The sequence below is a fragment of the Phenylobacterium sp. GW821-FHT12F10 genome (assembly GCF_058806695.1).
The window spans coordinates 362603-375968 of the sequence record NZ_JBXAPY010000001.1 but is presented as its reverse complement, the minus strand read 5'-3'; the positions used below and the strand labels follow the sequence as shown (position 1 = coordinate 375968).

The window sequence follows — 13366 nt, the reverse complement described above, 5'->3', positions numbered from 1 at the left end:
CTACTCAGCCGCGACGAAGGCGGGGAGCGAGCTGGCGCCTTGAGGCAGGGCCTCATGACCCGGCATCCGAACCGTCCGCCACAGGTTGTAGGACATGATCACGGCGCCCGAGAGGTACATGAGACCTCCAAGAGTCCGGATGATGTTCTCGATATGCTTGGCCGCGACAGTCTCGACGAAGCTGTTGGCCAGGAAGCCTTGCGGCGTGTACTCGCGCCACATCAGGCCCTCCATGATGCCGGAGACCCACATCGCGGCGATGTAGAGCAGGATGCCCGTCGTCGCGATCCAGAAGTGCCACTCCACCAGTTGGTTGGAGTAGAGCTTGTCCTTCTTCCACAGCCACGGAACCATGCAGTAGACGGCGCCGAAGCTGATGAAGCCGACCCAGCCGAGCGCGCCGGAGTGCACGTGGCCGATGGTCCAGTCGGTGTAGTGGGAGAGCGCGTTGACCTCCCGCAGGCTCATCAGCGGGCCTTCGAAGGTGGACATGCCGTAGAAGGCCAGGGCCACCACCATCATCCGAATGACCGGGTCGGTGCGCAGCTTGTCCCAGGCGCCCGAGAGCGTCATCAGGCCGTTGATCATGCCGCCCCAGGAGGGCATCCAGAGCATGATGGAGAAGGTGGCGCCCAGGGTCTGGGTCCACTGCGGCAGGGCCGTGTAGTGCAGGTGGTGCGGGCCCGCCCAGATGTAGATGAAGATCAGCGACCAGAAGTGGACGATGGACAGGCGGTACGAATAGACCGGCCGCTCGGCCCGCTTGGGCACGAAGTAGTACATCATCCCCAGGAAGCCGGCGGTCAGGAAGAAGCCGACTGCGTTGTGGCCGTACCACCACTGCACCAGGGCGTCCTGGACCCCGGCATAGACCGAGTAGCTGCGATGGTTCAGCAGGCCCACGGGCAGGGCCATGTTGTTGACGATGTGCAGGATGGCGATGGTGATGATGAAGGCGAGATAGAACCAGTTGGCCACGTAGATGTGGGGTTCCTTCCGCTTCCAGATGGTGCCCAGGAAGACCAGCAGATAGGCGACCCAGACCACGGTCAGCCACAGGTCGACGTACCACTCGGGCTCGGCGTATTCCTTGGACTGGGTGATGCCCGCCAGGTAGCCGGTGGCCGCCAGGACGATGAATAGCTGATAGCCCCAGAAGACGAACCAGGGGGCGACGCCGCCGGCCAGCCGCGCGCGGCAGGTCCGCTGCACCACCCAGAAGGAGGTGGCGATCAGGGCGTTGCCGCCGAAGGCGAAGATCACGCCGGAGGTGTGCAGGGGGCGCAGGCGGCCGAAGTTCAGCCAGCCCGCCTCGGGGAAGTAGAAGATGTTGGGCCAGGACAGCTGGGCGGCGATGACCACCCCCACCAGCATGGCGACCACCGCCCAGAACATGGTGGCGATCACCCCGGCGCGGATCACGCCGTCGGAATAGCGGCCTGGATCAGGCTTGAACTTCCCGTAGGCCACCCCGGCCGTCATGGCCGCCGCGCCCAGGACGAAGGCCGCCAGGAAGATGAAGGCGTGGAACCGGAACAGCGGATCCTGGGTGAACGCCGCGGCGAGCAGGGCCCCGAAGGCCCCGACGCCTGTGAATATATAGAGCAGAACAGCGTCCAATGGCGCGCCGTCGTCCTGCCGGATCGAAACCTGTGTCATGAATCCCCAACCCGCTTAGCGAATGTGGTCGGGGGATGCCGGGTATCGTGGGGTAAGGCCTTGACGTAGATCAACGCCATCCAAGAGGTCGCGGGGCACCACTGTCCAGGCCGGATATCCGGCAGTGGAGCAGGAACCCGATGCCTCGTATTCAATCAGCGGACCCGATGCAGTCCGCCCTGTTCGCCGCCGTCGCGGCCCTGGCCGCCGCCGCCGCGGGAACCGCCGGCGTGGCGCTCGCTCACATCTGGACCACCTCGCAGCGCGGCGTGATCTGCGGCCTCGACCAGGCCGGGGACGCTCACTGCTGGGCCTGCTACGCCGCCCCCCTGCTGGCCCTGGCCGCCCTGAGCCTCTGGGGCGCCGCCGAGCAGCGCCTGGCGCGGGTCGCGGCCAAGGCGCCCCGGGCCCGCTGATGGCCCGCATCTTCGCCACAGCGACCTTCGCCGCCGTCCTGGCCATCGCCGCGGCGGGCGCGGCCCAGGCCGCCGCCGATCCGGTCGCCGCCGCGCAAGCCCGCGGCCGCGTCTTCGCCGAGCGCAACTGCGCGGCGTGCCACACCGTCGGCGCCACGGGGGCGAGCCCGCGCCGCAAGGCGCCGCCGTTCCGCCTGCTGGCCGGCCGCTTCGTTCCCCTGACCCTGCAGCGCCGGCTGACCGAGATCAGCGAGACCGGCCACTACGACATGGCGCCCTTCGCCATCCATTCGGACGAGGCCAGCGACGTGGCGGCCTATCTGAACAGCCTCGAGCGCCCCTAGGCGCCACCGCGTTTCGCTCGCAGCGGAACGACCCGCCCCGCCTCCGCCGCGCCGCCCGATCGCCCGACCGGCTCAAGGTCCGGCGCAGAATCCGCTGGCCTGAGCAGGCCGATTTCCACTCCGCCGGGCGCCCGGGCGCGATACTCGCGCCTTTCGGCGGGTCGAAAAGTCGCCGTGCGGTATTCACCGGGCGATGCGCCGCCGCGACACGGCGCGGCTCGCTCGCGCTCAGTTTTGAGAACTCGCGTCGGTTGCACTACCCGATCTGGTGAAATCCAAAACTCAAGTTCGCTGAGCGATTTCTACCCAATATGAGTATAGGCCCAAATGCAGGACACCGGTGGCGCCGGGATCGAGGGGCGTAATGCGCGTCATGTGACAGCCATGAGACCGCAAATGGGCGGCCGTGAGGACTGATTTTCAAGTTTCGACACTGAGAACGCGGGGTTTTTCACGCCTTTGTCCGCTCTGACCGGCACAATGTCGGGGTGCGACCGTCATGTCGCTTTGCAAAGTTGTAATATTCGCCTTTACTCACCGAATCTTGCAGTGACGCGCTGGTTTCCCCCGATCGTGCGCGCCGAAAGGCCCAGGAGAAAAACACCGTGGCGGAGCTATCCAACAAGACCCCCGATCCGATGGACGTCGCGCTCGGCGCGGCGGTGCGCATCCGCAGACGCACCATCGGGATGTCGCAGGAAGCTCTCGCTGAACAATGCGGCGTCAGCTTCCAGCAGATTCAGAAGTACGAGAACGGCGCCAACCGCATCTCCTTCTCCCGCCTGGTGCAGATCGCGCGCGCCCTGCGCTGCCGGGTCGTCGACCTGATGGACGTGCTGGACACCCCTGGCCATGACGCCGTGGGCGACCTGGACCTGCTTTCGCGCATGCGGACGCCCGGGGCCCTCGAGCTCCTGGCCGCCTTCGAGAAGCTGCCCCAGGACGCGCGCGCCTCGCTGGTGAGCTTCATGCGCGCCCTGGCGGGCCCGGAAGGCGCCCTGCGCAGCAAGCAAAAGGAAATGGCCTAGCCGCGGCAGGCCGAGGGGGAAGCGGGGACGGCGACGCGGCCGATCCGGCCGCGGCTTCGTCCAACCGGCAACGGACGGCGCCTCCGCCGGGAGAGGGCCTCCGTCGACGTTCCCCGGACCGGGCCCCGAGCCCTACTCCGCCTTCAGGTCGACCGCGGCGATCTTCCCGCGCTCTTCCTTCTCCTGGTAGCTCACCTTCTGCCCCTCGTTGAGGGCGCGCAGGCCCGCGCGTTCGACCGCGGAGATGTGGACGAAGACGTCCTTGCCGCCGTCGTCAGGTTGGATGAAGCCGTAGCCCTTGGTGGTGTTGAACCACTTGACCGAACCGGTGGCCATGTCGTGTCGCTCCCTGACAAGCCGTTTCAGGTGGACGATCAGGCCTGCGCGAGTTCGCCCGGGTGACAATCCTGGTGGTCTGGGAACGGCGCTTTGTTCGGGTCCGCCGAGGGCGGGGGGAAGAACGTCTGCAGGCCCAAATCAGCGATTGCGGGGGAATTTGTTCAACGCCCCGGCGAAACGGTCAACCCAAAATGGCGGTCAGCTTTCGGCCAGCACCTTGTCGATCACCGCCTTGGCGTCGGGTCCCGACCAGTCGGCGCCGCCCGACAGGCGGGCGCGTTCGACCCCGTCCTTGCCGAAGATGACGGTTGTGGGCATGCCTGTGGCGGCGGGCTTGAAATCGTAGGGCAGCTTCAGCTTCGGGTCCCGGTAGAAGACCAGGGGCGCGTGCTGGCCGATGAAGGCGCGGGCCTTGTCGGCGTCCCGGTCGCCATCGACGCTCACCGCCACGACGGCCACCGGCTGCCCCTGATATTCGGCCGCCAGCTTGGCCAGGGTGGGCATCTCGATCACGCAGGGACCGCACCAGGTGGCCCACATATTGACCACCACCACCTTGCCCTTGAAGTCCGCCAGGCGGAGTGTCTCGCCGTTCGCGCCCTGGAAGCTGGTGGCCGGCGCGGGGCCGGCCTCGGCCGGGAAGACCAGCTTGGCCATCTCGCCCTTGGCCAGAGTCTTCAGACTGGTTGTCTGGCGGGGGTTTATGGATGCCTGCGCCATGATGTAGACAACCGCCGCGACGCCCAGCAGGGCGACGCCCCAGAGCGCGCCTTTCAGGAGGCCCGATTTGGGCTTCGCCGTCTCCTCGGGTGCTTGGCTCATATGTCCGACGACTCCACTCACGGTTCTGACAAGCCCGCATCTGGCCAGGCCATGTGGGGCGGAAGGTTCAGCGCCAAACCGGCCGAACTGATGCAGGCGATCAACGTCTCCATCGGGTTCGACAAGCGCCTGGCGCCGCAGGACCTGGCGGGGTCCCGCGCGCACGCGGCGATGTTGCGCAAGCAGGGCGTCATTACAAGCGCCGACGAGCAGGCCATCCAGGGCGGCCTGCAGGCCATCGAGGCCGAGATCGCCGCCGGGACCTTCCCGTTCCGCGACGAGTTCGAGGACATCCACATGAACGTGGAGGCCCGGCTGCGGGAGCTGATCGGTCCGGTGGCCGGCCGGCTGCACACCGCGCGCTCGCGCAACGACCAGGTGGCGGTCGACTTCCGCCTGTGGGTGCGCGACGCCTGCGACCGCACCGTCGCCCAGTTGCGCGCCCTTCAGCACGCCCTGATCGCCAAGGCCGAGGCCCACGCCGAGACCCTGATGCCGGGCTTCACCCACCTGCAGCCGGCCCAGCCCGTCACCTTCGGCCACCACCTGATGGCCTATGTGGAGATGTTCGGCCGTGACGCCGGCCGCTTCTCCGACGCCCGACGCCGCATGAACGAGTGCCCGCTGGGCGCCGCGGCCCTGGCCGGCTCCCCCTTCCCCATCGACCGCGACGCCACCGCCCGCGCCCTGGGCTTCGACCGGCCCACCGCCAATTCCCTGGACAGCGTCTCGGACCGCGACTTCGCGCTCGAGGCCCTGGCGGCGGCCACCATGGCGGCCATCCACCTGTCGCGCCTGGCCGAGGAGATCGTGGTCTGGATGACGCCGCAGTTCGGCTTCATCAAGCTGACCGACGCCTTCACCACCGGCTCCTCGATCATGCCGCAGAAGAAGAACCCCGACGCCGCCGAACTGGTGCGCGCCAAGGTGGGCCGCCTGCTCGGCTCCTTCACCCAGCTGGCCGTGGTGATGAAGGGCCTGCCGCTGGCCTATTCCAAGGACATGCAGGAGGACAAGGTCCCCACCTTCGAGGCCTTCGACGCCCTGGAGCTGTCGCTGGCGGCCATGGCCGGGATGGTGGCCGACATGGAGCCGGTCTCGGCCCGGATGGCGGCGGCGGCCGGCGCAGGCTTCTCCACCGCCACCGACCTGGCCGACTGGCTGGTGCGGACCCTCGACATGCCCTTCCGCGACGCCCACCATGTCACCGGCACGGCGGTGAAGCGGGCCGAGGCGCTCGGCTGCGACCTCTCCGACCTGCCGCTCAAGGAGCTCCAGGCCCTGTCCCAGGGGATCACGGCCGAGGTCTATGACGTTCTGACACCGCGCGCTTCGGTCGGAAGCCGCAAAAGCTACGGCGGCGCCGCGCCGGACCAGGTTCGCGCTCAGATCGCGCGTTGGAAGGATATGCTGAAATGACCCTTCGCCCCCTCGTGATGATCGCAGCCCTCGCGCTCGCCGCCGCCGGCCTGTCGGCCTGCGGCAAGATGGGCGAACTGGAACGTCCCGGCCCCATCGGCCACGCCCGCTCGAACGCCGACGCCGGCGCCGAGCCCACCCGCTCGATCCGCACCATCGATCCGCGCGACACCAATTCCGACCCTTCGCCCTCGCGCTCGGTTCCCATCGAGAGCACCAACAATCCCATGGCCAGCGGACCTCAGGGCGCCCTCAACGACCCCTACGCCCGCCCGCGATGAACCACTTCGAGGTCACGGGCGGCGAGCTCGCCTGCGAGGACGTCAGCCTGACCGCCATCGCCGAGGCGGTCGGCACGCCGGTCTATGTCTATTCCACGGCCACCCTGGAGCGGCACTACACGGTGCTGCGCGACGCCCTGGTCAATGAGGGCCTGGGCGACCCGCTGATCGCCTTCGCCGTGAAGGCCAATTCCAACGTCGCGGTGCTGCGCACCCTGGCCCGGATGGGCGCCGGGGCCGACACGGTCTCCGAGGGGGAGATCCGCCGCGCGCTGGCCGCCGGCGTGCCCCCCGAGCGCATCGTCTTCTCCGGCGTCGGCAAGACCGAGGCGGAGATCGCCTTCGCCCTCAAGCACGGGGTCGGCGAGATTAATGTCGAGTCCGAGCCCGAGATGCACATGGCCTCCCAGGTCGCCCAGTCGATGGGGACCCGGGCCGTGATCGCCATCCGGGTGAACCCCGACGTCTCGGCCGGCGGCCACGCCAAGATCTCCACCGGCAAGTCCGACAACAAGTTCGGGGTCTCCTTCTCCGAGGCCGAGCGGCTCTACGCCCAGGCCTCCAACAACGCCGGCCTCAAGCCCGTCGGCGTCACCTGCCACATCGGCAGCCAGATCACCCACCTGGCCCCGCTGGAGGAAGCCTTCGTCAAGATGCGCGGCCTCGTCGAGCGCCTGCGCGGCGAGGGCCTGGCCGTCGAGCGCCTGGACCTGGGCGGCGGCCTCGGCGTGCCCTATTTCAACATGCCCACGCCGGCCTCGCCGGCCGAGTACGCCGCGATGATCGCGCGCACCATGCACGGCCTGGACGTCCAGTTCGCCTTCGAGCCCGGCCGGATGATCTGCGCCAACGCCGGGATCCTGCTGTCGAGGGTGCAACACATCCACGAACGGCCCGAGGGACGGAAGTTCGTGGTGCTGGACGCGGCCATGAACGACCTGATCCGGCCGGCCATGTACGACGCCTATCACGACATCCGCCCGGTGAAGATCCGGGCCGGCGACCCTGTCACCTATGACGTGGTCGGTCCGATCTGCGAGACCGGCGACACCTTCACCCGCGACCGCGACCTGCCCCGCCTGGAGGCTGGCGACCTGGTGGCCTTCATGAGCGCCGGCGCCTACGGGGCGGTGATGTCGAGCGAGTACAACAGCCGCCTGCTGGTGCCCGAGGTCCTGGTGAACGGCGACAAGTTCGCGGTGATCCGCCCGCGCCCGACCTATGAGGACATGCTCGCCAGGGAACGGATGCCCGACTGGCTCTGACTTCAGGCGCCGTGCGAAGTGGCTGTGGCTTCAGAGACCGAAGGCTGAATGAGTTCGCGCACAGCGTCGGCCACACGTGCCGCGTCGTCGCGCAAGAGGATGATGGAGAGCGGCTTCTCCCGACCGTCCTTAAGCTTGAAGACCAAGGCCTTGGATCTCCCAACGCCCCGACCTTCAACGGAGACTAGGTCGCTGAGCTTCCAAGACCAATTTGCCCATCCCACGAAGAATAGCTTGTCACGGGCGACGTAGAAGGTGGTGGACCTAGCGAAAGCTATGAGCATCGTGCCGCTGCCCAAAAGGGCATAGATCCCAAAGGGAATTGCGACGGAGAGATAGAACCAACCAATCGGACTGGTAGGTCTTTCCGATTGCGCGCCAATAATAAAAAGCGACGTGACGAATGCCCATAGCGACGCGATGAACACGACCGCCAACGTTACTCGTGTCTGGTCAAATATCAGTCCTTGGACTTTTCTCTTTCCTTCCGACACGCTCCTCGCCTCCGTTTTCGGGCGGCGCCTAGTCATGCAGGCGACATGCCTGGGCAGGGCCCATGACCGTCAGTCCAGGGCCCCGATGTACGGCAACCCCCGCAGGGCCCCAGCTGCGTCCATGCCGTAGCCGACGAGATACCGCGCCGGCGCCTCCCAGGCGACGAAGTCCGGGACGATGGCCCGCGGCGTGGGCCAGGGCTTGGAGGCGAAGACGCAGGTGAAGGCCTGGGCGGCGCCCGCGTCGCGGACCAGACGGCTGGCCTCCGACAGGGACAGGCCGGTGTCGATGACGTCGTCAATGATCAGGGCGGTGCGGCCCGACAGGGGGCGCTGCAGGTCGGCGCGGACCTCGCAGCGGCCCAGGCTGGCGCGCTCGTCGCCATAGGAGGCCAGCCACAGGGCGTCGAAGCGGACGTGACGGCCCTGGCGCGACAGGGCCCGGGTCAGGTCCGAGGCGAACCACAGCCCCCCGGTGAGCAGACAGACGGCCACGGTGTCGTCGTCGATGCGGGGGGCGATCTGGGCGGCCAGGGCCTCGACCCGGGCCGCGACCTCGGCCTCGCTCAGCAGGACGGTGGGGACGCGGCCCCCGACACTGGGATCAGCCATGGGGCTCCAGGGCGTAGGGACTGTCGGAGGACAGCGGCTTGGCCTCCACCGGCGAGGGGGCGAGGCCTGGCGTTTGGGTCTCGGGTTCCGGCGCCTCCGAGGCGCCGCGCAGGGACGGGGCGTGGGAGGGCGCGGGGATCGGCGCCTTGGCGTGGGTCTTCTTGCCCTTGGAGGTCTCGGTGTCCGGCGCGAAGGAGATCTGCAGGTCGTGGGCCGTGGTGGGCGGGTCGAGGATGGCCAGCGCGAAGTGGCGGGTCTCGCCCGGCGGCACCACCGGATCGGCGGGGCGGGCGATTTTGGTGACGATGGCCTTGCCGGCCTTGTTCAGCAGCTCGATCTTCAGGGGCGGGGTGACGATCGGGTGATCCTCGACATTGCGGATCATGCCCGAGATCGACAGCGCCGCGTGGCCGTCCTGCAGGGCCGGCTCGGCGCGGGGCCCCTCGATCACCAGGCCCAGCGTGTTCACCGGCAGGCCGGCCAGAGCATAGGCCCTGGCCGAGCCCGGCATGATCTTGACCACGTCGACGCGGAACACGACGGCCAGGCCCACCACGACGGCGAGCGTCGCGGCCATGCCGGCCCAGACGATGCCGTGGGCGGCCGCCTCGCGCACCTTGCGGCTGGTCTCCACCTTGGCGCGGATCACCTTGGGCAGTTCGGCGCCCGGCAGGTCGCTGAGCGCCGCCGGCGCCTCGAGCTCGGGCTCGGGCGCCTCGCGGGCGATGGCGCCCTCCTCCTCCGACAGGTCCAGCTCCAGGGCCGCCTCGGGATAGGCCGTCCACTTGTGACCGCAGGAGGCGCACTTCACCGTGCGGCCCTCCGGGGCGACCTTGCGGTCGTCCACGAAGTAGCTGGTCGTGCACTCTGGACAGGTGAGGATCATGAAGGCTGAATTGGTCTCTTAGCCCAAGTTATTGGTTTCGAACGGCCTTCTTGAGGCCGCCCCGGTATCATTTGTCGTATCGGCGATCAAATCCCCTCCGGCCCCCGGACCGGACTGCGACTCCAACGCGCAGTCTTATCGCGATTCCTGGAATTTGGGACTTGCGCCCCCGCAATTCCTGGGGGCGACCGATCGTCCGTGCCAGATTCGCGCCGTGGGCGAGTGGGGGCGCGAGGCGCCGGCCCCGGCGGCGGTTCCGCTGGCGCATCGTTCGAGCTTAGGGTAGCCGGGAAGGCCGATGTCCAGACAGCCGCATGCGCAGGGCGCGCTCGACGCCGACCGGGCCATCCTGGCCTTCGACGATGTGTCGATGCGCTATGGCCGGGGCCCGGAAACGCTCAAGGACCTAAGCTTTTCCCTGGCCCCGGGGTCGTTCCACTTCCTCACCGGAGCCTCCGGCGCGGGCAAGAGCTCGCTGCTGAAGCTGATCTACCTCGCCGCCAAGCCCTCCAAGGGCCTGATGCACCTGTTCGGCCAGGACGTGTCGGCCATCCCCGTGAAGGAACAGCCGATGCTCCGCCGGCGGATCGGGGTGGTGTTCCAGGAGTTCCGGCTGCTGGACCACATGACCGCCTTCGACAACGCCGCCCTGCCCCTCCGGATCGCCGGCCGCAAGCCCGACAGCTACCGGCAGGACGTGGCCGAACTGCTGGCCTGGGTGGGGCTGCGCAGCCGCATGCACGCCATGCCCGCGACCCTGGCCGGCGGCGAGAAGCAGCGCCTGGCCATCGCGCGCGCCGTGGTCAACCGCCCCGACATCCTGCTGGCCGACGAGCCCACCGGGAACGTCGACCACGAGATGGGCCTGCGCATCCTGCGGCTGTTCGTGGAGCTCAACCGCCTGGGCACCACGGTGCTGATCGCCACCCACGACCAGGACCTGGTGGCCCGCTCGGGCAAGCCGGTGCTGCACCTGGAGGATGGACGGCTGACGGCCCTCGGACCCGTCGGGGGCGCGGCATGACCGACTTCGATCCGGGCCGCTGGAAGCCCGCTCCCTTCCTGCCCGAGGCCGACGCCCGGGACGGGTCCCTGACCTTCGTGGTGGCGACCCTCTGTTTCCTGGCCTGCCTGACGGCGCTCACCGTGCTCGCCACCGACCGGGCCGCCCGGGGCTGGAGCGACCAGCTCACCGGCCAGGCCACGGTGATCGTGCGGCCCAAGGGCGCCGAGACCCCCGACAGCGCCGCCGCCCGCGCCGCCGAAGCGCTCTCCGGGGTGCCCGGGGTCGGCGAGGTCCGCGCCCTGGAAAAGGAGAAGGCCGAGGCCCTGGTGGCCCCCTGGCTCGGCGACGCCGCCGACCTGGACGACCTGCCGGTGCCCCGGCTGGTGGCCGTGGAGCTGGACCGCAAGGCGCCGGCCACGGCCCAGGCCCTGGACAAGGCCCTCAAGGCCCAGGGCCTCGACGCCGTGGTGGACGACCACTCGGTCTGGCTCAAGGACATCCAGCACGCCGCCGGCTTCGCCCGCTGGATCGGGATCGGAGTCTTCGCCCTGATCGCCGCCGCCGCCGGGGCCGTCGTGGCCTTCGCCACCCGCGCGGGTCTCACCGCCCGCCACGAGGTGGTGGAGGTGCTGCACCTGGCCGGCGCCGAGGACAATTTCATCGCCCGGCTGTTCCAGGTGCGGTTCGCCCGCATGGCCGCCGTCGCGGGCTTGTTCGGCGCGGGCGGGGCGGCGATCATGGGGGCGATACTGCGCCTCATGGGAGGGGGCCAAGGCTTGACCCCTGTGCTGCCCATCGCCTGGACCGACCTGCTGGCCGTCCTGCCCTGCCCCGTGGCCGCGGGCCTGGTGGCGGCGGTGGCCGCGCGCCTCACCGCCCAGGCCCTGATCGCGAAGATGACATGAGAAGCCTGGTCGCCCTGCTGGTTCTGACCGCGATCTGGACGGCGGGGCTGCTCGCCTTCACCGCGCGGATCGAGACCTCGACCCCGCCGCCCGAGCCGGCGCGGGCGGACGGCGTCGTGGCCCTGACCGGGGCGGGCTCCAATGAGCGCCTGGCCGCCGGCGTCAGCCTGCTGGAGGACGGCAAGGCCGCCCGGATGCTGGTTTCCGGGGTCAATCCCGAGGCCAGCCGCGAGGACATCCGCACGGTGAGCAAGGCGGTTCGCCGGCTATATGACTGCTGCGTCGATCTGGACTTCACCGCCGCCGACACGGTGGGCAACGCCCGGGAGACCGCCGACTGGGCCCACAAGCTGCGCTATCACAGCCTCATCGTGGTCACCGCCGACTACCACATGCCCCGCGCCATGCTGGAGCTGCGGGCCACCATGCCCGACATCGACCTGCGCCCCTATCCGGTGGCCACCAAGGTGGTGGACTCCAAGCGCTGGTGGCGCACCACCGGCGGCGCCCGCTTGATGATCGTGGAATATTCCAAGTATCTGGCGATCCTCGGCCGCGAGGCGGTGCGGAGCCTGGGGCCCAAAGAGGCCCCGGTCCAAGACAAGAAGGCCTGACCTTGCAGAACCTGCGCTCCATCCTCTTCGTCGTGACCTTCTATGCCTGGTCGGCCTTCGTCGCGGTCCTGCTGCTGCCCCCGCTGCTGCTCGCGCCGCGCAGCTGGACGATCGCGGTGTTCCACCTGTGGAGCCGGGGGATCATCTGGCTGCTGAAGGTGGTGGCCGACATCAAGGTCGAGGTGCGCGGCCGGCAGTTCATCCCCACCACCCCGGCCCTGGTGGCGCCCAAGCACCAGTGCATGTTCGACGTCTTCGCCCAGTTCTCCCTGCTGCCGGACGCCTGCTTCGTCACCAAGAAGGAGCTGATGTGGATCCCGTTCTTCGGCTGGTTCGCCCAGAAGGCGACCATGATCGAGGTCGACCGCGCCGGCCAGGCCACGGCCCTGCGCAAGTTGGTGAAGGACGCCAAAGACCGCTTCAAGATCCCCCGCCAGCTGGTGATCTTCCCGGAGGGCACGCGGGTCGAGCCCGGCGTGCCCGGGGACTACAAGCCCGGCATCGCGGCCCTGTATCGCGAGCTGGACCTGCCCGTCTATCCGATGGCCACCAACGCCGGAGTCCACTGGCCGCGCCACGGCTTCCAGCGCATCCCGGGAACCATCGTCTTCGAGTACCTGGAGCCGATCCCGGCCGGACTGAAGCGGGCGGAGTTCATGCGCACCCTGCAGGATCGCATCGAGACCGCCACCAACCGGCTGGTCAACGAAGATCCCGCTCACATTGCTCGACCAGCCCCAGCAACCGCGACATGACCGCGTCGTGGACCCCCTCCTCTCGCAGGTGGTCCACCAGGTCGCGCAGATAGTCGACATTGCGTCCCGACAGGCCCGTGGCCCCGCAGATTAGCTCGGCCTGGCGCTCCAGACTCAGAGCGCCGGCCCACTGCGGATGGCCGATGTCGGAGAGGAAGACCAGGGTCTCCACCCGCCGGCCGTCGGCCAGGCGGACGAAGGCCGAGCTTTCGACATAGGTCTCCGTGGGCTGCTCGCGTTCCCGCAGATAGGCGTAGACGGACTCCCAGTCCTTTTCGGCCACCCGATAGGCCGCCCCGCGCACCGCGCCGCCCGGGGCGAGACCGAGCACCAGGCCCGGGCGTTCATAGGTGCCCCGGTGGTGGACGGAATAGATGCAGAAGGCGCGGCGGCGGCCATGTAGGGTGGCGCCCTGGCGCTCGACATAGTCAAAGCCAGGTCGCCACATCAACGATCCGTAACCGAAAACCCAACGCTCAACAGACATGGCCCGCCGTTCCAAGACCCCCGAAGCTTCCCCT

The 13366-nt window shown here is 68.8% G+C and carries 17 protein-coding genes; 10 read left to right on the top strand and 7 right to left on the bottom strand.

Translation table 11 applies throughout. From position 1 onward, the window contains the following. A complete protein-coding gene (gene ccoN, locus AC1RN5_RS01895; protein WP_493039585.1) occupies nt 1-1659 on the bottom strand; it encodes a cytochrome-c oxidase, cbb3-type subunit I in 1659 nt (552 codons plus the stop codon). Nucleotides 1660-1826: 167 nt separating this feature from the next. Between ccoN and AC1RN5_RS01890 the strand changes: the two genes are divergently transcribed. From AC1RN5_RS01890 to AC1RN5_RS01880, 3 genes are all read left to right on the top strand, one after another. Beyond that, nucleotides 1827-2075 carry a hypothetical protein gene (locus tag AC1RN5_RS01890; protein WP_493039584.1) on the top strand — a complete coding sequence of 83 codons (249 nt, stop codon included), beginning with the start codon at nt 1827-1829 and terminating at the stop codon, nt 2073-2075. Continuing rightward, entirely contained in the window at nt 2075-2419 is a 345-nt protein-coding gene (locus tag AC1RN5_RS01885; RefSeq protein WP_493039583.1) for a c-type cytochrome, read from the top strand. Before AC1RN5_RS01890 ends, AC1RN5_RS01885 begins: the two co-directional genes overlap by 1 nt. A 605-nt stretch (nt 2420-3024) precedes the next feature. Further along, on the top strand, nt 3025-3447 hold the full coding sequence (locus AC1RN5_RS01880) for a helix-turn-helix domain-containing protein (RefSeq protein ID WP_493039582.1): 423 nt from the start codon (nt 3025-3027) through the stop codon (nt 3445-3447). 132 nt (nt 3448-3579) lie between these two features. Here the strand turns inward: AC1RN5_RS01880 and AC1RN5_RS01875 are convergent, their stop codons facing one another. Together AC1RN5_RS01875 and AC1RN5_RS01870 are read right to left on the bottom strand one after the other, a co-directional pair. Then, nucleotides 3580-3783, bottom strand: a complete 204-nt coding sequence (locus AC1RN5_RS01875; protein WP_304697500.1) for a cold-shock protein — start codon at nt 3781-3783, stop codon at nt 3580-3582. Nucleotides 3784-3984: 201 nt separating this feature from the next. Further along, nucleotides 3985-4608, bottom strand: coding sequence for a TlpA family protein disulfide reductase (locus AC1RN5_RS01870; RefSeq protein ID WP_493039581.1), 624 nt, complete (start codon nt 4606-4608; stop codon nt 3985-3987). Here AC1RN5_RS01870 and argH point away from each other — a divergent pair, their 5' ends adjacent. The 3 genes from argH to lysA are packed head-to-tail and all read left to right on the top strand — an operon-like array spanning nt 4609 to nt 7573. Further along, nucleotides 4609-6027, top strand: a complete 1419-nt coding sequence (gene argH, locus AC1RN5_RS01865; RefSeq protein ID WP_493039580.1) for an argininosuccinate lyase — start codon at nt 4609-4611, stop codon at nt 6025-6027. Next, on the top strand, nt 6024-6308 hold the full coding sequence (locus AC1RN5_RS01860; RefSeq protein WP_493039579.1) for a hypothetical protein: 285 nt from the start codon (nt 6024-6026) through the stop codon (nt 6306-6308). The genes argH and AC1RN5_RS01860 overlap by 4 nt, the downstream gene beginning before the upstream one ends. Next, nucleotides 6305-7573, top strand: coding sequence for a diaminopimelate decarboxylase (gene lysA, locus AC1RN5_RS01855; protein ID WP_493039578.1), 1269 nt, complete (start codon nt 6305-6307; stop codon nt 7571-7573). Before AC1RN5_RS01860 ends, lysA begins: the two co-directional genes overlap by 4 nt. Nucleotides 7574-7575: 2 nt before the next feature. Here lysA and AC1RN5_RS01850 read toward each other — a convergent pair whose 3' ends face one another. The 3 genes from AC1RN5_RS01850 to AC1RN5_RS01840 all read right to left on the bottom strand — a co-directional run bounded on the left by AC1RN5_RS01850 (nt 7576) and on the right by AC1RN5_RS01840 (nt 9565). Next, nucleotides 7576-8010, bottom strand: a complete 435-nt coding sequence (locus AC1RN5_RS01850) for a hypothetical protein (protein WP_304700383.1) — start codon at nt 8008-8010, stop codon at nt 7576-7578. A 126-nt stretch (nt 8011-8136) separates the two neighbouring features. Then, nucleotides 8137-8679: a phosphoribosyltransferase gene (locus AC1RN5_RS01845; protein ID WP_493039577.1), complete on the bottom strand. Its 543-nt coding sequence runs from the start codon at nt 8677-8679 to the stop codon at nt 8137-8139. Continuing rightward, the gene (locus tag AC1RN5_RS01840) at nt 8672-9565 is read right to left on the bottom strand and encodes an MJ0042-type zinc finger domain-containing protein (protein ID WP_493039576.1); all 894 of its coding nucleotides are present in this window, start codon (nt 9563-9565) and stop codon (nt 8672-8674) included. The genes AC1RN5_RS01845 and AC1RN5_RS01840 overlap by 8 nt, the downstream gene beginning before the upstream one ends. Before the next feature lie 298 nt (nt 9566-9863). On the opposite strand from AC1RN5_RS01840, the gene ftsE reads away from it, so the two are divergent. From ftsE to AC1RN5_RS01820, 4 genes are read left to right on the top strand one after another with little or no spacing between them, the layout of a single operon-like run. Continuing rightward, nucleotides 9864-10589, top strand: coding sequence for a cell division ATP-binding protein FtsE (gene ftsE / locus AC1RN5_RS01835; RefSeq protein WP_421932891.1), 726 nt, complete (start codon nt 9864-9866; stop codon nt 10587-10589). After that, complete coding sequence (locus AC1RN5_RS01830) at nt 10586-11476, top strand: cell division protein FtsX (protein ID WP_493039575.1); 891 nt, start codon at nt 10586-10588, stop codon at nt 11474-11476. The genes ftsE and AC1RN5_RS01830 overlap by 4 nt, the downstream gene beginning before the upstream one ends. After that, the gene (locus tag AC1RN5_RS01825) at nt 11473-12090 is read left to right on the top strand and encodes a YdcF family protein (RefSeq protein WP_493039574.1); all 618 of its coding nucleotides are present in this window, start codon (nt 11473-11475) and stop codon (nt 12088-12090) included. Before AC1RN5_RS01830 ends, AC1RN5_RS01825 begins: the two co-directional genes overlap by 4 nt. A gap of 2 nt (nt 12091-12092) precedes the next feature. Next, complete coding sequence (locus AC1RN5_RS01820; protein WP_493039573.1) at nt 12093-12845, top strand: lysophospholipid acyltransferase family protein; 753 nt, start codon at nt 12093-12095, stop codon at nt 12843-12845. Here AC1RN5_RS01820 and AC1RN5_RS01815 read toward each other — a convergent pair. Further along, a complete protein-coding gene (locus tag AC1RN5_RS01815) occupies nt 12793-13332 on the bottom strand; it encodes a gamma-glutamylcyclotransferase (RefSeq protein WP_493039572.1) in 540 nt (179 codons plus the stop codon). The genes AC1RN5_RS01820 and AC1RN5_RS01815 overlap by 53 nt on opposite strands. Nucleotides 13333-13366 lie beyond the last annotated feature (34 nt).